Raw genomic sequence first — 22,430 nt, 5'->3', positions numbered from 1 at the left:
CCTCTCCCGCGCCGCGGCCCTCATCCACACCCTCGTCACCGTCGAGGCCCTGCTGCTCGTCGCCGCCTCCCCGGGCCTGGCAGGGCTGCTCCTGCTGGGCCCCGCCCCCGCCAACCTCCCGCTCGCCGCCGTATGCCTGCTGCCCCTCGGCCCGGCCACGGCCGCCGCCCTGTACGCCCTCCACCACCGCGACCGCGACCTCACCGACCTCCACCCGGCCCGGTCCTACTGGCGCGGCTGGCGGCTCAACGCCGTCCCCGCCCTGAAGCTGTGGACCCCCCTGCTGACCTGGCTCACGGTCATCGCCTTCACGCTCACCCACTTCACCGCCACCGGCCTGCCCGGCTGGTGGGCCGTACTGCTGGCGGCGATCGGCGTCGGCTCCCTTCTGTGGGGTGCGCACACGCTCGTCCTCACCGCCCTGTTCGCCTTCCGGGCGAGGGACACCGCACGCCTCGCCGGTTACTTCCTCTTCCGGCACGGGGGCGCCACCCTCGGCGCCGCCTCGCTGCTCGTCCTGACGGCCGCCGGGACCGCCGTACTGACCGAGGCCCTGCCCGCCCTGCTGGCGGCCCCGCTGCTGCTGTCCCTGCTGCACAGCAGCCGCCCCGTGATCGCCGAGACCCAGGAGGACTTCACCGCATGAGCCCGTCGAGCTCCAAGATCCCCTACGGCGGCGACTACAACCCCGAGCAGTGGCCGCAGGAGGTCTGGGACGCCGACCACCGTCTGTTCACCCGGGCCGGCATCGACACCCTCACCGTCGGCGTCTTCTCCTGGTCCGTCACCCAACCCGCCGAGCACACCTACGACTTCACGATCCTCGACCGCATCCTGGACCGGGCGGCGGCCGAGGGCCGACAGGTCTGTCTGGCCACCGGCACGGCCGCCCTGCCGCCCTGGCTCGCGCACCGGTATCCCGAGGTCAACCGCACCGACTTCGAGGGCCGCCGGCACCGCTACGGCCAGCGCCACAACTTCTGCCCCAGCTCACCGGCGTACCGCCGACTCGCCACGGCCATGGCGGAACGACTCGCCGAACGGTACGCGGACCACGCGGCGTTGCTCGCCTGGCACATCAACAACGAGTACGGCGGCTTCTGTTACTGCGACCTGTGCGCCGACGCCTTCCGGGACTGGCTGAGGGACAGATACGTCACCCTGGACGCCCTCAACGACGCCTGGTGGACGACGTTCTGGTCACACCGCTACACCTCCTTCGAGGAGATCGAACCGCCGAGCGCCCTCACCGAGCACTGGCGGGGCCCCGACCACACCGCCTTCCAGGGCATCACGCTCGACTACTTCCGCTTCACCACCGACGCGCTGCTCGGCTGTTTCCTCGCCGAGAAGGAGGTGATCCGCACCCATGATCCGGTCACCCCCGTCACGACCAACTTCATGGGCATGTTTCGCCCCCTCGACTACCACCGCTGGGCACCCCACCTCGACTTCGTGTCCTGGGACAGCTACCCGCCCCTGGACGCCCCGCCGACCTGGGCCGCCCTGGCCCACGACCTGATGCGCGGCCTCAAGGGCGGCGCTCCCTTCTGGCTGATGGAGCAGACCCCGTCCACCACGGCCTGCCGTGACGTCAACCCCCTGCGCAGGCCGGGCGAGTTGCGCCTGGCCACCTACCAGGCGATCGCCCACGGCGCCGACGCGGCCCTCTACTTCCAGCTGCGCGCCTCCCGGGGAGCCTGCGAGAAGTACCACGGGGCGGTCATCGGCCACGCGGGCCGCGACGACACCCGGGTCTTCCGGGAGGTGGCCGCACTGGGCGAGGAGTTGGAGCTGCTCGGCAACGCGTCTCTCGGTGCCCGCACCCCGGCCCGCACCGCCCTGCTCTTCGACTGGGACAGCTGGTGGGCCCTGGAGATCTCCGACGGTCCCTCGCGCCTGGTCCGGTACCAGGAGGTGGTGCACGCCTACTACCGGGCGGCCCGCGAGGCAGGCGCGGACGTGGACGTCGTCCCGCACACCACCGACCTCACCCCGTACGACGTGGTGCTCGCCCCCGCCCTGCACATGGTCAAGGGCGACCTCGCCGCCCGGCTCGAAGCGGTGGCGGAACGCGGCGGCACGGTCCTCGCCACCTTCCTCTCCGGCCGGGTCGACGAGCACGACCGGGCCTTTCTCACCGACGTCCCCGGCCCCCTCGCACCCCTGATGGGCATCCGCATCGACGAGTGGGACTCCCGCCCGCCGGGGTTCGCCCAGCCCGTCCCCGAACTGGGCTCGGAGGGACGGCTCGTCTTCGAGATCGTGCGGCCGCGGGGCGCCGAGACGGTCGCCACGTACGGCGCGGACTTCTACGCCGGAACCCCCGCCGTGACCCGCAACCACTACGGGCAGGGCGAGGGCTGGTACGTCGCCACCGCCCTCGGTCAGCCGGGTGTGAACCAGGTGGTCCGCCGTGTCCTGGCCCGCCACGACCTGATCGGCCCGTACGCCGATCACGAAGGACTGGAGGTCGCGGCCAGGACGGCCCCTGACGGAAGCCGCCTGCTGTTCCTCCTCAACCACGCTGCGGTGCCAGTGGAGTTGACGGCCCACGCCACCGCGACCGACCTGCTCACGGGGAAGCGGACCGAGGCGGGCGCCCCGCTCACTCTCGACCCGCGGGGCGTCGCCGTCCTACGCCTTCAGTAGATGCGCCGCCCCCGCTCGTCCGGCACCCCCGACTTCCGGAAGAAGTAACTGTTGACCTGATCGCGCCACTCGCGGGCACTGCGGAGCTGCTCCTCGAACCGCTCCGTCACCCGCGCGTGGCACGCCGGGTCCACGAGACCCGCCAGCGAGGCCCACACCTCCCGCGTTGCCTCCACCTCCGCCACGCCCTCGAAATGCGTGTCGTAGATGTGCTGGATCACCGTCTTGCCGCTGCGCAGCATGTGGTCGTACGACACGTGGTGGAAGAACAGCAGCAGCTCGTCCGGGCAGGTCTCCGCGGACTCGTACACCTCGGCCCAGGGCTTCGCGTACTGCCCCGCGTACCCGGTCCCGCTCGCCACGCTCCGGTCGACACCGAGGCCGTCGCGGTCCGCGAAGTGGTAGGTGCCCCACGGGCTGTACTCGTAGCCGTCGACGCTCGGCCCGTAGTGGTGCCCCGGCTGGACCATGAAGCCGACTCCGAGCGGTGCGGTGTACTTCTCGTACGTCCGCCATGATCCGGTCAACACCGCGCGCACCCCCGCCACCGGCCCGGCTCCGAAGGTGAGCCCGATCCATTCGTCGAGGACGCGATGCGGATCGGCCCCCGGCTCCCAGGCCAGCCGCCCGAACGTGTACAGGTTCGCCTGGGCCAGCGGATGCCCGGTCCAGAACGGGTCGTCCCCGACGTTGGACACGGCGACGAGCCCACCGCGCGCCAACTCACCAACTGTGGACTCCCCGTTGATCCCGAAGCGCAGCACCTCGCTCCACATCGGCCCCAGCCAGCACGCGTGCCGCTGCTGCCCGGTGTACTCCTGCGTCGCCTGGAGTTCCACTGCGAGCCGCGTGGCGGGCATCGCCCCGATCAGGGGTGAGACCGGCTCCCGCACCTGGAAGTCCATCGGCCCGTGCTTGACCTGGAGGACGGCGTTGTCCGCGAACTCTCCGTTCAGCGGCACGAAATGGTCGTACGCGGCCCGCGCCCGGTCGGTCGAGCGGTCCCGCCAGTCCTGGCGGTGGTCGTAGACGAAGGCCCGCCAGTGGACCGTGCCGCCGTGCGGTTCCAGAGCAGCGGCCAGCATGTTGGCGCCGTCGGCGTGGGTGCGCCCGTACGCGAACGGGCCCGGCCGGCCCTCGGAGTCGGCCTTGACCACGAACCCGCCGAAGTCGGGGATCGCCGCGTACACCCGCGCGGCCGCCTCGGCCCACCACGCCGACACGTCCGGGTCGAGCGGATCGGCCGTCGGCAGACCGCCCAGCAACATCGGCGCGGCAAAGGTCACCGAGAGGTGGACGCGAATGCCGTACGGCCTCAACACACCCGCGATGTCGGCCACTTCACCGATCCGGTCGGTCAGCAGCCGTGCCTCGGTCGCGTGCACGTTGACGTTGTTGACGGCCAGGGCGTTGATCCCGCACGCGGCGAGCAGTCTTCCGTACTGCCGCACCCGCTCCCACTGCCCGCGCGCCCGCCCGTCCTCCCAGAACAGCGACCCGCCCGCGTATCCGCGCTCCACCTGGCCCATGACCGGGTGCACGGCCACGTTGTCCCAGTGGTCGAGCATCCGCAGCGGCAACCGCGGTCGGTGCTGCTCCCGTTGGACCTGCCCCTGGAACGCCGCCTCCCCGAGCCGCACGACGTGGAAGAACCCGTACAGCAACCCGCGCGCCCCGGACGCCGTGACGGTCGTACAGCCGTCACGGCGTCCGTACCCGAACCCCTCGGAGCCGTCGTCACCGTCGAGCTCCAACACCAGGTCGCAGGCACCGGTTTCGCGCGAGACGCTCCCGCCGAACCGTTCGCAGGCCTGAGCCACCTCCCCGTGGACCGTGTCCACCAGTGGATGCGAGCCGCGGATCAGGGTCCGCCGGGTGCCGATCGGCCGGAACGCCCCGTCCGGCAGCCAGGCCGGATCGACACCCTGCATGAGACCCCCAACGCTCCTGCTCAGGCGAGCAGTTCGACTTCCGAGACCGCCGCCTCGCCGTCGAGCACGAGACGGTACTTCCCGTACGTACCCGCGGACCTCACGGAGAACGCCCGTGTCTGCCGGTCCCATGCGAAGGCCTCACCGGAGCGCCGGTCGAGGGTCTTCCACGTGGTCCCGTCGTCCGAGCCCTGGAGTGTCCAGCCGTCCGGCGCCTTCGCATGGTCCCGGGACGATGTCACCGTGTACTGCAGGGCCTTGACCGATCCGGACACCGGCAGATCCACCGAGGTCACGGTCGCGTCCGTCGCGGAGGTGTTGTCGAACAGCGCCCCGTCACCGGCGAGCACGTCCGCGCGCGGCGTCGGCACCTCGTCGTCGTGGGTGATGGACACCGGGGCCGCGTTCTTGCCCGTGCCCCACTTGGACGGCCGCGGACCCATGTCGAAGTCCAGGACGGCCCCCTTGGACAGGACCGAGTGGGGGAGCGACGTCGACCTCCAGGGCTTCCCGTTGACCTTCAGACCCTGTACGTACACGTTCCGCGCACTGTTCTTCGGCGCCCTGACCACCAGGTCCCGGCCGTTGTCCTGATGGACCGTGGCCTTGGTGAACAGCGGTGAGCCGACGGCGTATTCGCCGCTGCCCATCACCAGCGGGTAGAAGCCCAGCGCCGAGAAGAGGAACCAGGCCGACTGCTCGCCGTTGTCCTCGTCGCCGTGGTAGCCCTGCCCGATCTCGCTGCCGACGTACAGCCGCGACAGCACCTCACGGACGTTCTTCTGCGTCTTCCACGGCTGACCGGCCGCGTCGTACATGTAGGTGACGTGGTGGGCGACCTGGTTGGAGTGGCCGTACATGCCCATCCGGACGTCCCGCGCCTCCGTCATCTCGTGGATGACCCCGCCGTAGGAGCCGACGAACTCCGGCGCGGCCGTCTCGGGCGTCGCGAAGTACTCGTCCAGCTTCTCGGCGAGCCCGGAGCGGCCGCCGTACAGATTGGCGAGGCCCCGGCTGTCCTGCGGGGCGGTGAAGGCGTAACCCCAGCCGTTGGTCTCGGTGTAGTCGTAGCCCCACACGCGTGGGTCGTAACTCGACGACGGGACACGCCAGTTGCCGTCCGCGTCCCGGCCCTGGAAGAAGCCCGCCTTGGTGTCGAAGAGGTTCACATAGTCCCGGGCCCGGTTGAGGAAGTACTCCGACTCCTCCCGGTAGCGCTTCTCTCCGGTCTTCGCGTACAGCGCCTGGCCCATCCGCGCGATGCCGTAGTCGTTGAGGTAGCCCTCCAGCGCCCAGGACAGGCCCTCGTGGGTGTCGGTACTGGTGTAGCCGAGGAAGGGCGAGGTCTCCATGCCCTTGCGGCCCACACCGGAGGACGGGGGCGCGACCGTGGCGTTCTTCAGGGCCGCGTCGTACGCCGACTTGGCGTCGAAGTCGACACCCTTGACGTACGCGTCCGCGAAGGCGACGTCCGAAGAGGTGCCGGTCATCAGGTCCGCGTAACCGGGCGAGGACCAGCGGGAGGTCCACCCGCCGTCCTTGTACTGCTGGACGAACCCGTCAACCATGTCGCCCGCCTGAGAGGGCGTCAGCAGTGAGTACGCCGGCCAGGTGGTCCGATAGGTGTCCCAGAAGCCGTTGTTGACGTACACCTTGCCGTCCACGATCTTCGCCCCGGTGTGAGTCGGGGTGTCGGGGGAGGGCATCGGGGAGAACGGCGAGGCGTACCGGTACGTCGAACCGACCTTCTCGAAGCCGGAGTTGGGGTACAGGTACAGCCGGTACAGGCTGGAGTACAGCGTGGTCAGCTGGTCCTGTGTGGCACCCTCCACCTCGACCTTGCCGAGCAGCCGGTCCCAGGCTCGCCGGGCACTTCCCTTCACGTCGTCGAAGGACGTGCCGTCCGGGATCTCCTGCCGCAGGTTGTCCCTGGCCTGGTCGAGGCTGATGAGTGAGGTGGCGAGGCGCAGGGTGACGGTCCGGTCGGCGCCGGCGTCGAACCGCAGATACCCCTTGACCCCGCTCGACGAGCCCTCCTTCACCGCCCGGTCGAACTCGCCGTACACGAACAGCCGGGTGGCTCCCGTCGACAGCCCGGACTTCACGTCCGAGTAGCCCGTGAAGGTCCCGCTCGCCTTGTCGAGCGTCAGCCCCGCCTGGTCCGTCACATTGTCGAAGAGCACACTCGCGTCGTCGCCCGGGTAGCTGAAGCGCAGGACCGCCGCGTGATCGGTGGGCGCCATCTCCGCCTTCAGCCCGTTCTCGAACCGCACCCCGTAGTAGTACGGCCGCGCGGTCTCGTTCTCGTGCCGGAAGGCCAGCTCCCGCGCCTCCCGGCCGGTGTCCGGGGTCCCGGAGGCGGCCGACGGCATCACCTGGAAGGTCTGCCGGTCACCCATCCACGGGCTCGGCTCGTGGCTCGCGCTGAACGCCTGGATCGTCGGCAGGTTGTCGTCGTTGTTCGCGCGGGCGTAGTCGTACAGCCAGCTCAGCGAGGACGCGTTGGTCACCGGCGTCCAGAAGTTGAAGCCGTGCGGCACGGCCGTCGCCGGGAAGTCGTTGCCGCGCGAGAAGCCACCGCTGGAGTGGGTGCCGCGGGTGGTGAGCGCGTAGTCGGACGGATGCGCCTTGGGCGCCTCGGGCGCGGCCCGCTCCAGCGTCACGTCGTCCAGCCAGCCCCGGAACTTCGCCGGCCCGCTCGGTGAGTCGTACCCGACGAGGATCCGGTCGACGGTCTTCCCGGCCGCGACCGACCCGATCCGCGCGGCCACGTGGTTCCACTGGTTGACGTAGAGCGCCTTCGAGGCGCCCTGCCCCTGCGGTGACAGCGTGAATCCGTGCTGGTCACGCGCGCCGAGGTCGCTCAGGAAGGTGCCGTCGGTGAAGGCCAGGTCCACGGAGACGTTCGTCGCGTCGTAGTCCCGGTCGCCGTCCGCCATCGCCGGGAAGATCCGGTAGGACAGTCGGGTGAGCGCGTCGACCTTCACGTCCACGTCGAAGACCTTGTTGTACGAGTACGCCCGCCCGTCCGCGGTGTGCCGTCCGGCGTAACGCAGGGCTCTCTTTCCGGTGAATCCGGCGCCCGCTTTCGCGGTGGGCGATCCGCTCGGACCGCGGTCGACCAGCGAGAGCATGTCCGGCGGCACCGGCCCCTCGCCGCCGCCCGTGGACAACTGCACATCGGCCAGTTGGAGGATGCCGGAGGCGCCGTTGTTCTTCGTGATCTCGAGCCGGAAGTGCTGGTATTCGGCCGGATCCGCGATGTCGTACGACTTCGTCCGGAACCGTTCGTCGAACGATTCGCCGGAGCGGGTGTCGAGGGTCTTCCAGTCCTTGCCGTCCGTCGAGCCCTTCAGCGTCCAGTCGCTGGGATCGCGCTCGGCGGCGTCATTGGCCGAGGTCAGCGCATAGGTGACCACCTTGAGCGGCTTGGCCAGGTCGAACTCGGCCCAGCCGGTGGACTCGAAGGCCAGCCACTTGGTACCCGGCTCGCCGTCGACGAGGTTCTCCTTCACCTCGCCGCCGCCGGTGTTCTCGGCGCTCGCCCGGACGTCCGTGACCTGGTCGGTGACATTGCCGGGGATGCCGGTGCTGTAGCCGCCGTCGACGCCGGAAGCCCGGCCGCCGTCGACGCTGCTGGTCCAGTCCGGTGTGGGTTCGCCGGCCTCGAAGGAGGAGGCGAACCCCCGGTCCGCCGGGGGCGGGGCCTCGGGCAGGGCGACCGCCGCGCCCTGCGAGCCCACCGTCACGCAAAAGGCGGCCGTGATCACGACCGCCGCACTCCGTCTGAGCCGAGTTCTGTACCGATCCATCGGCGAGTACCCTCCCTGCACCAGGATGGACAACGTTGTCACACAATCCGTGCAAGGATCAGTAGTGGCCCAAGTGGTCGGTGCTGTCAAGAGTGTTGGCTGTGGCATTCGGGGCTTATGTCGAGGATTTTTCCGGCAAGCTTCGCACAGGGCGCTCATATTTCCGCGAGGTCTCAACTCGAAAACACCCATGGCCAACATTGCATTCGATCTTGCTACGTCGACCGGAAGTGGACTATACCTGTCGGCGATTCACCCCTCTTGAACGAACCTCTTGCACGAAGCTCCTGCACGAACCTGCTTGACCTGACCGCGGTGCCGGGGAGGATCCGGTTCACCGCCTGAGTCCTGGAGAAGGCGAGGACTTGAGCATGGGATCCACTTCCGCAGACAGCCACGGTGATGAAGGTGTCGGCCGCCGCGATCTGATCAAGCGGTCCGCCGCGCTCGGCTTGGCCGCCGTTCCCGCGACCGGGTTTCTGTCCGCCTGCGCCAGCGGCGGCGACGATTCGAGTGACGACAGCACCAAGGGCACCGCCTCGAAGGACAATCCCTTCGGCGCGGCGAAGGGCAGCAAGCTCGACGTCGTGATCTTCAAGGGCGGCTACGGCGACGACTACGCCAAGGCGTGGGAAGCCGACTTCCAGAAGAAGCTCGGGATCACCTCCACCCACACCGGCACCCAGGAGATCACCGGAAAGCTCCAGCCGCGCTTCAACGCGGGCAACCCGCCGGACATCGTCGACGACTCCGGCGCCCAGCAGATCAAGGTCGACGTCCTCTACAGGAACGGGCAGTTGCTCGATCTCGCCGTGGTTCTGGACGCGCCCGCGATCGACGACCCGAGCAAGAAGGTCCGCGACCTCATCATCCCGGGCACCCTCGACGCGGGTCTCCAGGGCGGCAAGGTCGTCGCCCTCAACTACATCTACACGGTCTGGGGCCTGTGGTACTCCGGCAAGCTCTTCAAGGAGAAGGGCTGGGAGGAGCCCAAGACCTGGGACGACTTCCTCGCCGTCTGCCAGGACGCCAAGAAGCAGGGCATCGGCGGCCTCGCCCACCAGGGCAAGTACCCGTACTACATCAACGTCGCCATCATGGACCTGATCGCCAAGAAGGGCGGTCTGGACGCCATGAAGGCCATCGACAACCTCGACCCGAAGGCCTTCGTCGGCTCGGACGCGGCCCAGGCCGGCGTCGAGGCGATCTACGAGGTGGTGGAGAAGGGTCTGTTGATGCCGGGCACCAACGGCCTCACCCACACCGAGTCCCAGACCCGCTGGAACCAGTACAAGGCCGCCTTCATCACCTGCGGTTCCTGGCTGGAGAACGAGCAGCTCAAGCAGACGTCGGCGGACTTCGACATGAAGTTCATGCCGATGCCGCTGCTGCCCGACAGCGCGCTGCCCTTCGAGGCGATCCGGGCCGGCTCCGGCGAGCCCTTCATCATCCCGGCCAAGGCCAAGAACCTGGCGGGCGCCAAGGAGTTCATGCGGCACATGCTCTCCAAGGAGTGGTCGACGCTCTTCGCCAAGGAGGCCAACTCCCTCACCATCCTCAAGGACGGCGTGGACCCGAGCGTGAAGCTGCGCCCCGGCACCCAGTCCACCGTCGAGGCCTCGAAGGCGGCCGGTGACGACACCTTCCGTTACCTGTACACCGAGTGGTACAGCGAGATGGGAGCGGCGATCGAGGCCGCGTCCAACGAGCTGATGGCCAAGCGCATCCAGCCGAAGGAGTGGCTGAAGCGGGCCCAGGCCGCGGTCGACAAGCAGGCCAAGGACCCGGCCTCCAAGAAGAACCACCGGGACTGACCGCAACGCCGTTTCCCGGGCCGGAGTGCTCCGGCCCGGGAAAGGAGACCAGGGGCAGGAATCGCCAATGCGCAAAGGGCAGTACAGGTTCGTCGCGGGTTTTCTCTTCGCTCCCGTGTCGCTCTATCTGATCTTCGTGATCTGGCCCTACGTCCAGACGTTCGGCTATTCGCTGACCGACTGGAAAGGGCAGTCGCAGACGTTCGAGTTCATCGGCCTGGACAACTACAAGGCGCTGTTCCAGGACGACGTGTTCATGCAGGCGATCTGGCACAACATCCTGTTCCTGATCTTCATCCCGGTGATCACCATTCTGCTCGCCCTGTTCTTCGCGTTCATGCTGAACGCGGGAGGCCGCAGCAGGGCCGGGGGGGTGCGGGGAGTCGCCGGATCGCAGATCTACAAGGTCGTCTACTTCTTTCCCCAGGTGCTGTCGCTGGCGATCGTGGCCGTGCTGTTCAACGCGGTGTACCGCAGTGACGGCGGCGGACTCCTCAACGGAATCCTGATCAAACTCGGCCTGGTCTCCGCCGAGAATCCGATGGAATGGCTCAACGAGCCCGACCTGGTGCTGTGGATGCTGGTCATCGCCGTGGTCTGGCACGGAGTCGGCTTCTACCTGGTGCTGTTCTCGGCTGCCATGCAGTCCATTCCGAGGGACATCTACGAGGCTGCGCTCATCGACGGCGCGGGCCGCAACCAGTCCTTCTTCCGCATCACGCTGCCGCTGCTGTGGGACACCGTGCAGACCGCCTGGGTCTATCTGGGCATCGTCGCGATGGACATGTTCGTGCTGGTTTCGTCGATGACCCAGAACATGGGCGCCTACGGAGGCGGCCCCGACCATCACAGCGACGTGATGTCGACGGTGATGATGCGCAACTTCCAGTACTTCGGCAAGAGCGGATACGCCTGCGCGATGGGCGTCGTCATGCTGCTGCTCACCCTGGTCCTGTCCGTGGTCATGCTGCGTGCCACCCGCCGCGACCGCGTCGAGTTCTGAGCGGGAGAGATACGACGATGAGCGCACCCATCAAGGAGACCGCCGCCGTCCCGGCACAGCGGGCCACCGGCACGGCCCCGGCCCGCCCCGGCAGCGAGCGCAGCGAGGGCGTCGTCCTGAACGCCTTCTCGCACGGCTTCCTCGCGCTGTGGGCCCTGCTGATCGTGCTGCCACTGCTGTGGCTGGTGCTCAGCTCCTTCAAGACCGATGTCCAGATCGGCGGTTCGGCTTTCGGCTGGCCGCAGAACTGGTCCCTCGACGTCTTCGGACGGGCCTGGGACAAGGGCATCGGCGACTACTTCCTGAACACCGTCATCGTGCTGGTCTTCTCGGTGCCGCTGACGATGCTGCTCGGCTCCATGGCCGCCTACGTCCTGGCCCGCTACCAGTTCTGGGGCAACAGGTCCCTGTACTTCTTCTTCGTCGCGGGCGCGATGTTCCCGGTGTTCCTGGCCCTGGTGCCGCTGTTCTTCATGGTGAAGCGGCTGGACATGCTGAACACCTACCAGGGGCTGATCCTGGTGTACGTCGCCTACTCGATGCCGTTCACGGTGTTCTTCATGCACGCCTTCTTCCGGACGCTGCCGACGGCCGTCTTCGAGGCCGCGGTCCTCGACGGCGCCTCCCACACCCGGACCTTCTTCCAGGTCATGCTGCCCATGGCGAAGCCGGGACTGATCAGCGTCGGCATCTTCAACACCCTGGGCCAGTGGAACCAGTTCATCCTTCCCACGGTGTTGATGCAGCCGCAGAGCGGCGACGATCCGGAGCGCTATGTGCTGACCCAGGGCCTGATCCAGCTCCAGCAGCAGATGGGATACGCCTCGGACCTGCCCGTGCTCTTCGCCGGGGTGACCATCGCGATGATCCCCATGCTGGTGGTGTACCTGTCCTTCCAGCGCCAGGTGCAGGCGGGGCTGACTTCGGCGACCCTGAAGTAGCGCTGCGCGAGCGCACGCACGCGCACCGTCCCCGCCTTCGGTGACGGTGCGCTCACGTGTGCCCTACACCCCGGATAGTGTTCAACCTCTTGACGGGAGGCGACCCGAACGGCTCAGCTTAGAGTTCACTAGTTGGACATAGACGGGGCCTCATCGATGCGGTCCCCGCGCGCAGGAGGTCGTCGTGGAGACTCCGGGGTCGCAGTCGTCGCTGCACCGAGCCAACCTGGAGCGGGTGGTACGGGCCGTCCGGCTGGCCGGGTCCCTCACGCAGGCGGAGATCGCCCGGACCACGGGACTGTCCGCCGCGACCGTCTCCAACATCGTCCGTGAGCTCAAGGACGGCGGAACCGTCGAGGTCACGCCCACTTCGGCGGGTGGCCGGCGGGCCCGTGCGGTCTCCCTGAGCGGAGACGCGGGCATCGTCATAGGGGTGGACTTCGGGCACACCCATCTGCGCGTCGCGATCGGGAACCTCGCCCATCAGGTGCTCGCCGAGGAGTCCGAGCCGCTGGACGTGGACGCCTCCTCCAGTCAGGGCTTCGACCGGGCGGAACAGCTGGTCAGCAGGCTGATCGAGGCGACCGGCGTGGACCGCTCGAAGATCGCCGGGGTGGGCCTCGGCGTGCCCGGCCCGATCGACCTGGAATCCGGCTCCCTGGGCTCCTCCGCCATCCTGCCGGGCTGGATCGGCACCAAGCCCGCCGAGGAGCTCGGGGAGCGCCTCGGCGTGCCCGTCCACGTGGACAACGACGCCAACCTCGGCGCCCTCGGCGAGCTGGTCTGGGGCAGTGGCCGGGGGGTGCGCGACCTGGCGTACATCAAGGTCGCGAGCGGTGTGGGCGCCGGTCTGGTGATCCAGGGCAAGATCTACCGCGGCCCGGGTGGCACTGCGGGAGAAATCGGGCATATTACTCTTGATGAGTCCGGCCCCGTCTGCCGTTGCGGCAACCGCGGCTGCCTGGAGACCTTCGCGGCCGCGCGCTATGTGCTCCCGCTTCTCCAGTCCAGCCACGGCACCGATCTCACCATGGAAGGCGTTGTTCGACTCGCACGGGACGGAGACCCTGGCTGCCGTCGGGTGATCGCCGACGTCGGCCGACACATCGGCAGTGGAGTCGCCAATCTCTGCAACTTGCTGAACCCGAGCCGAGTCGTCCTGGGCGGTGATCTCGCCGAGGCCGGTGAGCTGGTGCTCGGGCCGATCAGGGAGTCCGTCGGCCGCTATGCGATCCCCAGTGCGGCACGTCAACTGAGTGTGCTTCCAGGGGCACTTGGAGGTCGCGCGGAGGTGCTCGGAGCGCTCGCCCTCGCCCTCAGCGAGATGGGCGATTCGACCCTTTTGGACAGCACGCTGCATGCAGCGGCACCTGCCTTCACTTAGAGAACGCAGGACGCCGTTGCCATCTCGTTAAGTATTTACTTCTTGACGTCGCACGTGCGGCCGAGTTGACTTCCAGCCACCTCGGCCGCAACGACGCGGCCTCGTCAGGGAGGTTTCTCAAGTGAACACGCTCATGCGTCGTGCCGCCGTGTCCGTAGCGATTTCGGCTCTCGCCGTCTCGGTCGCCGCCTGCGGCAAGGCCGGCGACGACAACAGCGGCAGTGACAGCAGCAGCTCCGGCTCCGGCAGCAAGTCGATCGGCCTGCTCCTGCCCGACAACGTCACCGCGCGGTACGAGAAGTTCGACAAGCCGTACTTCGTCGCCAAGGTCAAGGAGCTGTGCAGCGACTGCACCGTCTCCTACGCCAACGCCGCGGCCGACCCGGCCAAGCAGGCCCAGCAGATGAGCAGCATGGTCACCAAGGGCGTCAAGGTGATCGTGGTCTCCGCGCAGGACTCGGCGGCCATCAAGTCCTCCATCGCCTCCGCGGTCAGCAAGGGCGTCAAGGTCGTCGCGTACGACCGTCTGGCCCAGGGCCCGGTCTCCGCGTACGTCTCCTTCGACAACGTCAAGGTCGGCGAGCTCCAGGGTCAGGCCCTGCTCGACGCGCTCGGCTCCAAGGCGACGCCCAAGGCGAACGTCGTCATGATCAACGGTGACGACGCCGACCCGAACGCCGCGCAGTTCAAGGAAGGCGCGCACAAGGTCCTCGACGGCAAGGTCAAGATCGCCTACGAGCAGTCCGGCCTGTGGAAGGACACCGTCGCCGCGCAGAAGGTGTCCGCGGCCATCACCCAGCTGGGCGCCAAGAACATCGCGGGCGTCTACGCCGCCAACGACGGCATGGCCGGTGGTATCGCCAACACCCTCAAGGGCGCGGGCATCAGCACCATCCCGCTGACCGGTCAGGACGCCGAGCTCGCGGCCATCCAGCGGATCGTCGCCGGCACCCAGTCCGCCACGGTCTACAAGGCCTACAAGCCGGAGGCCGACACCGCCGCCGAGCTCGCGGTCAACCTGCTGCAGGGCAAGGACATCAAGTCCCTGGCCGACACCACGGTGACCAGCGGCTCCGGCGACAAGGTCCAGGCGAAGCTGCTGACCCCCGTCTCGGTGACCGTGAAGAACATCAACGACACGGTCGTCAAGGACGGTCTGTACAAGGTCACCGACATCTGCACCGCGGACTACGCCGCCGCGTGCAAGAAGGCCGGCCTTCAGTAAGAGCCGCTGAGCCCTCGGGGCGAGTCCTTCGACGGGACCCGCCCCGACAGGCAGGCACAGAGCCTGTCCGGTGCCCGCACCGCCTTCATACCCCGCTGCGGGGCGGGCGCCGGACGGAAGCATGGCGGACGCAGCCGTTGCCAAGAGGCATCGGCCGCGCGCATGTTCGACTAGTAAATGCGTACCAACGGCACAACTCGTCAGTCGAGTGCTACGAGCCGAGTGCCGTGCGTACGACCCCTCCGCGCCTTACCCCAAGCGCGGCATCCCCGCCGGTCAGGCGGCGAAGGAGATGGTTCACGTGTCCGCTACGCCCGTGCTGGCGTTGCGCGGAGTCTCCAAGCGATTCGGTGCGGTGCAGGCCCTCACCGATGTCGAACTGGAGGTCCACGCCGGTGAAGTGGTCGCCCTTGTCGGCGACAACGGCGCCGGAAAGTCCACGCTGGTCAAGACGATCGCCGGTGTCCACCCGATCGATGAGGGCATCATCGAGTGGGACGGCACCCCGGTCAGCATCAACAAGCCGCACGACGCCCAGGGACTCGGCGTCGCGACGGTCTACCAGGACCTCGCCCTGTGCGACAACCTCGATGTGGTCGGCAACCTCTACCTCGGACGCGAGCTGCTGCGCCGCGGCATCATCGACGAGGTCACGATGGAGCAGAAGGCCCGCGAGCTGCTGAGCACGCTGTCCATCCGCATCCCGAGTGTGCGCATCCCGATCGCGAGCCTCTCCGGCGGTCAGCGCCAGGTCGTCGCCATCGCGCGCGCCCTGATCGGCGACCCCAAGGTCGTGATCCTGGACGAGCCCACCGCCGCCCTCGGTGTCGAGCAGACCGCACAGGTCCTCGACCTCGTCGAGCGGCTGCGCGAGCGCAACCTCGGCGTCATCCTCATCAGCCACAACATGGCCGACGTGAAGGCAGTCGCCGACACCGTCGCCGTGCTGCGGCTGGGCAGGAACAACGGTTCCTTCTCGGTGAAGGACACCAGTCAGGAAGAGATCATCTCCGCCATCACGGGTGCCACGGACAACGCCGTGACCCGTCGCGCGGGGCGTCGCAGCACGGAGGCCGCGAAGTGAGCGACACATCCAAGGTTTCCAAGGCGGACGCCGCGACGAAGGGCCAGACCACGGTCGCCCCCGCCGACGATCCCACCGCCGCGCCGGTCTCGGTGGTCGACCCCCGGCTGCTGGTCCGCGAAGAGGGCCTCAAGGGCTACTGGACCGAGTTCACCCGCAAGGTCAAGGGCGGTGAGCTGGGCTCCCTGCCGGTCGTGATCGGCCTGATCGTCATCTGGGCGATCTTCCAGTTCAAGAACGACCGCTTCCTGAGCGCCGACAACCTCTCCAACATCAGCTACTACATGTCGGCCACCGGCATGATCGCCATCGGCCTGGTGTTCGTGCTGCTGCTCGGCGAGATCGACCTGTCGGTCGGCTCCGTCAGCGGCCTGGCCTCCACCCTGTTCGCCGTGTGGGTGGTGCAGCACGGCATGAACGCCTGGCTCGCGCTGCTCCTGGCGATTCTCGTCGGCATCGCCATCGGCGCACTGCACGGCTGGTTCTTCGCCAAGATCGGGGTGCCGGCATTCGTCGTCACTCTGGCCGGCCTCCTGGGCTGGAACGGTCTGATGCTGTGGCTGCTGGGCTCCAGCGGCACCATCAACATCCCGTCCGACTCGGGTCCGATCCACCTGCTCGGCCAGAACTCCTTCTTCATGGACCAGGCCATCATCGGCGGGTACCTGCTGGCCGGCCTCGCCGTCGTGCTGACCCTCGTCGGCAACTTCGGCGAGCAGCGGCGCCGCAAGGCCGCGGGTGTGCCGTTCCGGCCGACCGGCGAGATCCTGCTGCGCGTCGGCGCGCTCGCCGTCGCGTCCTTCGTGGCCGCGGCCGTGCTCAACAACGCGAACGGGGTCTCCAACTCGCTGGTGATCTTCCTGGCGGCGCTGGTGATCGTGGACTTCGTGCTGCGGCGTACGACGTACGGCCGCAAGGTCTTCGCGGTCGGCGGCGGCATCGAGGCGGCCCGTCGTGCCGGTATCAACGTGCCGATGGTCCGGATCACCGTCTTCGCCATCTCCGGCGGGTTCGCGGCGATCGGCGGTATGTTCTTCGCCGGTCAGACCGCGAGCGCCACGCTGTCCGCCGGTGGCGGCAACACCCTGATGCTCGCCATCGCGGCGGCCGTCATCGGCGGTACGAGCCTGTTCGGCGGCCGCGGTTCGGTGTGGTCCGCCCTCCTGGGCATGCTGGTCATCCAGTCCATCACGACCGGTCTGGACCTGCTGAACATGAACGCCTCGATCCAGTACATGATCACCGGTGGTGTTCTGCTGGGCGCGGTCGTCATCGACTCGGTGTCGCGCAGGTCTCAGAAGGCGGCGGGTCGCGGATAGCTCCTGGTCGCACCCTTCAGGGTCGATCCTCTTGCCCGGCACCCACCAGGTGCCGGGCAAGATTGTTCTCGCAGAACATTAGACTCGACCCGCCCGGCAAAGCTCGATCAGCTCTAACGCAAGGAGGCACGGGTGCCGCTGCTGACCCGTATCAGGGGACCGCGCGATCTGGACCGGCTCAGCCTCGAGGAGCTGGACCAGCTGGCGGAGGAGATCAGGAACTTCCTCGTCGGTGCGGTCTCCAAGACCGGCGGCCACCTCGGCCCCAACCTCGGTGTGGTCGAGCTGACCATCGCCCTGCACCGGGTGTTCGACTCGCCCAAGGACCGGGTCCTCTTCGACACCGGCCACCAGTCGTACGTGCACAAGCTGCTCACCGGGCGCCACGACTTCTCGAAGCTGCGCTCCAAGGGCGGGCTGTCCGGCTACCCCTCGCGCGCCGAGTCCGAGCACGACGTCATCGAGAACAGCCACGCCTCGACCGTCCTCGGCTGGGCCGACGGCCTCGCGAAAGCCAACCAGGTCCTCGAGCGGGACGACCATGTCGTCGCCGTCATCGGTGACGGCGCCCTGACCGGCGGTATGGCCTGGGAGGCGCTGAACAACATCGCCGACGCCAAGGACCGTCCGCTCGTCATCGTCGTCAACGACAACGAGCGCTCCTACGCGCCGACCATCGGCGGCCTCGCCAACCACCTCGCGACCCTGCGCACCACCGACGGCTACGAGCGCTTCCTGGCCCGCGGCAAGGACCTCCTGGAGCGCACCCCGGTCGTCGGCCGGCCGCTCTACGAGACCCTGCACGGCGCCAAGAAGGGCCTCAAGGACTTCATCGCGCCCCAGGGCATGTTCGAGGACCTCGGCCTGAAGTACGTCGGCCCCATCGACGGCCACGACATCGAGGCGCTGGAGTCGGCGCTGGCCCGCGCCAAGCGGTTCGGCGGCCCGGTCATCGTGCACTGCCTCACCGAGAAGGGCCGCGGCTACAAGCCCGCCGAGCAGGACGAGGCCGACCGCTTCCACGGCATCGGCCCCATCCACCCCGACACCGGCCTGCCCGTGAAGGCCTCCGCCGCCAGCTGGACCTCCGTCTTCGGCGACGAGATGGTCAAGCTGGGCCGTGAGCGCGAGGACATCGTCGCCATCACCGCGGCGATGCTCCAGCCGGTCGGACTGAAGAAGTTCGCGGACACCTTCCCCGACCGCATCTACGACGTCGGCATCGCCGAGCAGCACGCGGCCGTGTCCGCGGCGGGCCTCGCGACCGGCGGCCTGCACCCCGTGTTCGCCGTCTACGCCACCTTCCTCAACCGCGCCTTCGACCAGGTCCTCATGGACGTCGCCCTGCACAAGTGCGGTGTGACGTTCGTGCTCGACCGGGCCGGTGTCACCGGCGACGACGGCGCCTCGCACAACGGCATGTGGGACATGTCGATGCTCCAGGTCGTGCCGACGCTCCGGCTCGCCGCCCCGCGCGACGCCGAGCAGCTGCGCGCCCAGCTGCGCGAGGCCGTCCAGGTCGACGACGCGCCGACCGTGCTGCGCTACTCCAAGGGCGTCGTCGGCCCCGCCGTACCCGCCGTGGGCACCGTCGGCTCCATGGACGTGCTGCGCGAGCCGGGGACGGACAGGCCCGACGTGCTCCTCGTCTCCATCGGCGCCCTCGCCCCGATGTGCCTGGAGATCGCCGGCCTGCTGGAGAAGCAGGGCATCTCCACCACCGTCGTCGACCCGCGCTGGGTCAAGCCCGTCGACGAGGCCATGGCCCCGCTCGCCGAGCGGCACCGCGTGGTCGTCACCGTCGAGGACAACAGCCGCGTCGGCGGAGTCGGCTCGGCGATCGCACAGGCCCTGCGCGACGCGGGCGTCGACGTCCCGCTGCGCGACTTCGGCATCCCGCCCCGCTTCCTCGACCACGCCTCCCGCGCCGAGATCATGGCCGAGATCGGGCTGACCGCGCCCGACATCGCCCGCCAGGTCACGGGTCTCGTCTCGAAGCTGGACGGCCGGTACGACAGGGCCCCCGCCGAGGCGGAGCCCGCCCGCGACTAGCGCCTTCCCAGCTCGGCCGTACGGGCCGGTGACACCACTCTTGGCAGTGGTGTCACCGGCCCGTTCGCGTGAATACGCCCGTGCCGGGGCATACGACCTACGCCCCCTCTCGATCATGTCGGGGACGACACAGCGTGGGAGGTACCCGTGAGCAGCACCCTCTTCCGGACGAAGAAGGTCGAGCAGTCCATCCTCGACACCGAGGAGCCAGAGCACGCGCTCAAGAAGTCCTTGTCCGCGCTGGATCTGACCGTCTTCGGCGTCGGTGTCATCATCGGCACCGGCATCTTCGTCCTGACCGGCACCGTCGCCAAGAACAACGCCGGCCCGGCGGTCGCCCTGGCCTTCGTCGTGGCCGGCGTCGTCTGCGCGCTCGCCGCGCTCTGCTACGCCGAGTTCGCCTCCACCGTCCCGGTGGCCGGGTCGGCGTACACCTTCGCCTACGCCTCCCTCGGTGAACTGCCCGCCTGGATCATCGGCTGGGACCTGGTCCTGGAGTTCGCGCTGGGCACGGCGGTGGTGTCCGTCGGCTGGTCCGGCTACATCGCCTCGCTGCTGGACAACGCGGGCTGGCATCTGCCGGCGGCGCTCGGCAGCCGTGACGGGGCCCACGGCTTCGGCTTCGACATCCTCGCCGCCGCGCTCGTCCTGGTGCTCACCGGAATCCTCGTCCTCGGCACCAAGCTCTCCGCGCGCGTGACCTCGATCGTCGTCGCCATCAAGGTGGCGGTCGTGCTGACCGTGATCATCGCGGGCGCCTTCTTCATCAAGGGCGACCACTACGACCCGTTCATCCCGAAGGCCCAGGACGTGCCGGCCGGTGACAGTCTCCAGTCACCGCTGATCCAGCTGATGTTCGGCTGGGCGCCCTCCAACTTCGGCGTGATGGGCATCTTCACCGCCGCCTCCGTCGTCTTCTTCGCCTTCATCGGCTTCGACGTCGTCGCCACGGCCGCCGAGGAGACCAGGAACCCGCAGCGCGACATGCCCCGCGGCATCCTCGGCTCCCTCCTCATCTGCACGACCCTCTACGTGGCCGTGTCGATCGTCGTCACCGGCATGCAGAAGTACACCGACCTGTCGATCACGGCCCCGCTCGCGGACGCCTTCAAGGCCACCGGCCACCCCTGGTTCGCGGGCTTCATCAGCTTCGGCGCCGCGGTGGGCCTCACGACGGTGTGCATGATCCTGCTGCTGGGCCAGACCCGGGTCTTCTTCGCGATGAGCCGCGACGGACTGCTGCCCACGTTCTTCTCGCACGTCCACCCGAAGTTCAGGACCCCGCACCGCCCGACCATCCTGCTCGGCGTGATCATCGCGATCGTCGCCGGCTTCACGCCCCTGAGCGAACTAGCCGAACTGGTCAATATCGGCACCCTGTTCGCCTTCGTGGTCGTCGCCATCGGCGTGATCATCCTCCGCAGGTCCCGCCCCGACCTGCCCCGCGCCTTCCGCACCCCGTGGGTGCCGTTCATCCCGATCCTGTCGGTGGCGGCCTCCCTCTGGCTGATGCTCAACCTCCCGACCGAGACCTGGCTGCGGTTCGCGATCTGGATGGTCATCGGCTTCGCCGTGTACTTCCTCTACGGCCGCAGCCACAGCCGCCTCGGCCGGAGCACGGCGACGACGGCCGGCAGGACGGAGTAACCCGGGGGTGCAGCCAGGCAGGCGGCTGCACCCACCTCCGGACGGCACAACGGCGTACATCGGAACGCGCTCACGGCCGAACCGTCCGCGGCCCCGCCACCTCCGCTCCCAACTCGCCGACCCGCCGCCGAAGTTCACGATCCGCGGTGACCACCAGCACAGGCCGCTCGCCGGCCTGTGCCACCAGCTCCACCATCCGGTCGTCCCCGCTTCCCGCGGCCGACTCCACCCGGACCCCCGGCACGGACTCCACCCCCCGGGCCGCCCCCTCCACCACCAGCACGATCTCGACCGCCCCGGCCCGCCCCGGTACCCCGTCCACCGCCAGCCGGTCCCGCAACCGCTCCGCGGCCCCCCGCCGGTCCCGCCACCATCCGTCCGGCACCGACCCGACGACATTCGCGGCATCCACGACGACCAGCAGCACGTCACTCATGCCCCCAGCGTCCCACGACCGGCCCACCCGAAGACGGTGCCAACAGCCCGATTAGAGTGGGCCCGTGTCAATGGTCCGTACAGTGAACGGCGACTGGCTCATCCGCGCCCGCGACGGCCGACTCGGCGTCTACGCCACCCGTGACGAAGCGGTGTGGTGCAGGGCGGAGAGCCGCCCGGGCGGCGACACCTGGCTGCCCTGGCGCAAGGTCGGCGGCGAGCAGCGCCTGCACCCCGGCCTCGCCGTGGGACACGGGGCCGACGGCTACGCACACCTCGCCGCCTGGCGGCCCACCAAGGGCCAGGAGTCGGGCCTGGTCCACTCCACGCACTTCCGCGTCCACCTCGCCGCCCTCGACTGGAGTCCGGTCGGCCACCCCGACAGAGCCGGCGCGCGCACCGGCACACCCGCCGTGGCCGTCGACGCGGAGGGCCGGGCGCATGTCTTCGTCCGCAACCGCGGCGACGGTGTGCACGCCCTCATCCAGAAGGAGCGCGGCGGCTGGAACGCCTGGGCCGACGTCGGGGGGACCGGCGTGCACGAGCAACTGACCGCCGTGACAGGGGAGTCGGGCCGGATCGAGCTGTACGGCACCGACCCGGCCGGCCTCCTGCGCTGGCGCCAGGTCGCGGCGGGCGCGCCTCCCGTCCCCGCCGACCCGCTGCCGGTGCGCGTCGAGCCGGGCACACTCAGCGCGCTGCCCACCTCGAAGGAGCACATCACCCTGTTCTTCGCGGACCCCGAGGGCATGCTCTACGCCTGGCGCCCGGACACCGAGCCCACCCCGCTGCTGGCGGCGGCGGGCCCCGGCCCGGCGGCCCTGCTGCGCTGCACCCTCGAGGGCCACGACTGCACGCTGCTCGCCCAGCGTTCGGCCTCCGGCCGGGTGGCCTTCGCCGCCTGTCCGACCGAGCAGGAGTCGGCGGGTCTGTGGTGGACGGAGTCCGGGCCGCAGTTGCCCGCGGGCACGGCCGTGGCCCTCGCCGAGGACGCGGACGGCCGTATCGTCGCCGCCACGGTGACCCCCGACGGGGACCTCCGGATCGCCCGTCAGAAGGACGAGCCGGGCCTGGCACTGGCCGCCTGGCAGGAGGTCTGACGGCCCGCCGCGGACAGCCGGGCCACGGGCG

Annotated in this window: 15 protein-coding genes; 12 read left to right on the top strand and 3 right to left on the bottom strand. The window is 69.0% G+C overall.

Going from position 1 to position 22,430, the window contains the following annotated elements; translation table 11 throughout:
- The first annotated feature begins 22 nt into the window (after positions 1–22).
- Positions 23–646 carry a YesL family protein gene (locus ACZ39I_RS30445; RefSeq protein ID WP_467248090.1) on the top strand — a complete coding sequence of 208 codons (624 nt, stop codon included), beginning with the start codon at positions 23–25 and terminating at the stop codon, positions 644–646.
- Entirely contained in the window at positions 643–2,652 is a 2,010-nt protein-coding gene (locus ACZ39I_RS30440; RefSeq protein WP_467247977.1) for a beta-galactosidase, read from the top strand. Before ACZ39I_RS30445 ends, ACZ39I_RS30440 begins: the two co-directional genes overlap by 4 nt.
- On the opposite strand, the gene ACZ39I_RS30435 is transcribed toward ACZ39I_RS30440, so the two are convergent.
- Both ACZ39I_RS30435 and ACZ39I_RS30430 read right to left on the bottom strand, forming a co-directional pair.
- Positions 2,646–4,583: an alpha-glucuronidase gene (locus ACZ39I_RS30435; RefSeq protein WP_467247976.1), complete on the bottom strand. Its 1,938-nt coding sequence runs from the start codon at positions 4,581–4,583 to the stop codon at positions 2,646–2,648. The two genes, ACZ39I_RS30440 and ACZ39I_RS30435, sit on opposite strands and share 7 nt — an antisense overlap.
- 20 nt (positions 4,584–4,603) lie before the next feature.
- Positions 4,604–8,395 (bottom strand): GH92 family glycosyl hydrolase, encoded by a 3,792-nt coding sequence (locus tag ACZ39I_RS30430; protein ID WP_467247974.1) that lies wholly within the window; start codon positions 8,393–8,395, stop codon positions 4,604–4,606.
- Positions 8,396–8,766: 371 nt separating this feature from the next.
- On the opposite strand from ACZ39I_RS30430, the gene ngcE reads away from it, so the two are divergent.
- The 9 genes from ngcE (at position 8,767) to ACZ39I_RS30385 (ending at position 20,864) form a co-directional block, all read left to right on the top strand.
- On the top strand, positions 8,767–10,209 hold the full coding sequence (gene ngcE, locus ACZ39I_RS30425; protein WP_467247972.1) for an N-acetylglucosamine/diacetylchitobiose ABC transporter substrate-binding protein: 1,443 nt from the start codon (positions 8,767–8,769) through the stop codon (positions 10,207–10,209).
- A gap of 67 nt (positions 10,210–10,276) precedes the next feature.
- The gene (locus ACZ39I_RS30420; protein ID WP_352382113.1) at positions 10,277–11,212 is read left to right on the top strand and encodes a carbohydrate ABC transporter permease; all 936 of its coding nucleotides are present in this window, start codon (positions 10,277–10,279) and stop codon (positions 11,210–11,212) included.
- A 17-nt stretch (positions 11,213–11,229) separates the two neighbouring features.
- Entirely contained in the window at positions 11,230–12,153 is a 924-nt protein-coding gene (locus tag ACZ39I_RS30415) for a carbohydrate ABC transporter permease (RefSeq protein WP_467247970.1), read from the top strand.
- 184 nt (positions 12,154–12,337) lie between these two features.
- Positions 12,338–13,537 (top strand): ROK family transcriptional regulator, encoded by a 1,200-nt coding sequence (locus tag ACZ39I_RS30410; protein ID WP_467247968.1) that lies wholly within the window; start codon positions 12,338–12,340, stop codon positions 13,535–13,537.
- A gap of 133 nt (positions 13,538–13,670) precedes the next feature.
- Positions 13,671–14,762, top strand: a complete 1,092-nt coding sequence (locus ACZ39I_RS30405; protein ID WP_467248088.1) for a sugar ABC transporter substrate-binding protein — start codon at positions 13,671–13,673, stop codon at positions 14,760–14,762.
- Between the two features lie 292 nt (positions 14,763–15,054).
- Entirely contained in the window at positions 15,055–15,846 is a 792-nt protein-coding gene (locus tag ACZ39I_RS30400) for an ATP-binding cassette domain-containing protein (RefSeq protein WP_467247966.1), read from the top strand.
- Positions 15,843–17,165 carry a sugar ABC transporter permease gene (locus ACZ39I_RS30395; protein ID WP_352382106.1) on the top strand — a complete coding sequence of 441 codons (1,323 nt, stop codon included), beginning with the start codon at positions 15,843–15,845 and terminating at the stop codon, positions 17,163–17,165. The genes ACZ39I_RS30400 and ACZ39I_RS30395 overlap by 4 nt, the downstream gene beginning before the upstream one ends.
- Positions 17,166–17,297: 132 nt before the next feature.
- On the top strand, positions 17,298–19,217 hold the full coding sequence (gene dxs, locus ACZ39I_RS30390) for a 1-deoxy-D-xylulose-5-phosphate synthase (protein ID WP_467247964.1): 1,920 nt from the start codon (positions 17,298–17,300) through the stop codon (positions 19,215–19,217).
- Between the two features lie 147 nt (positions 19,218–19,364).
- On the top strand, positions 19,365–20,864 hold the full coding sequence (locus ACZ39I_RS30385; RefSeq protein WP_467247962.1) for an amino acid permease: 1,500 nt from the start codon (positions 19,365–19,367) through the stop codon (positions 20,862–20,864).
- 70 nt (positions 20,865–20,934) lie between these two features.
- On the opposite strand, the gene ACZ39I_RS30380 is transcribed toward ACZ39I_RS30385, so the two are convergent.
- A complete protein-coding gene (locus tag ACZ39I_RS30380) occupies positions 20,935–21,300 on the bottom strand; it encodes an NTP pyrophosphohydrolase (protein WP_352382101.1) in 366 nt (121 codons plus the stop codon).
- A gap of 70 nt (positions 21,301–21,370) precedes the next feature.
- On the opposite strand from ACZ39I_RS30380, the gene ACZ39I_RS30375 reads away from it, so the two are divergent.
- On the top strand, positions 21,371–22,399 hold the full coding sequence (locus ACZ39I_RS30375) for a DUF8189 domain-containing protein (RefSeq protein ID WP_467248086.1): 1,029 nt from the start codon (positions 21,371–21,373) through the stop codon (positions 22,397–22,399).
- The last annotated feature ends 31 nt before the right edge of the window (positions 22,400–22,430 follow it).

This window comes from Streptomyces sp. NPDC024687 (genome assembly GCF_055559055.1).
Note: the sequence above shows the minus strand (reverse complement) of the source record. Positions and strands in the feature narration are given on the sequence as shown.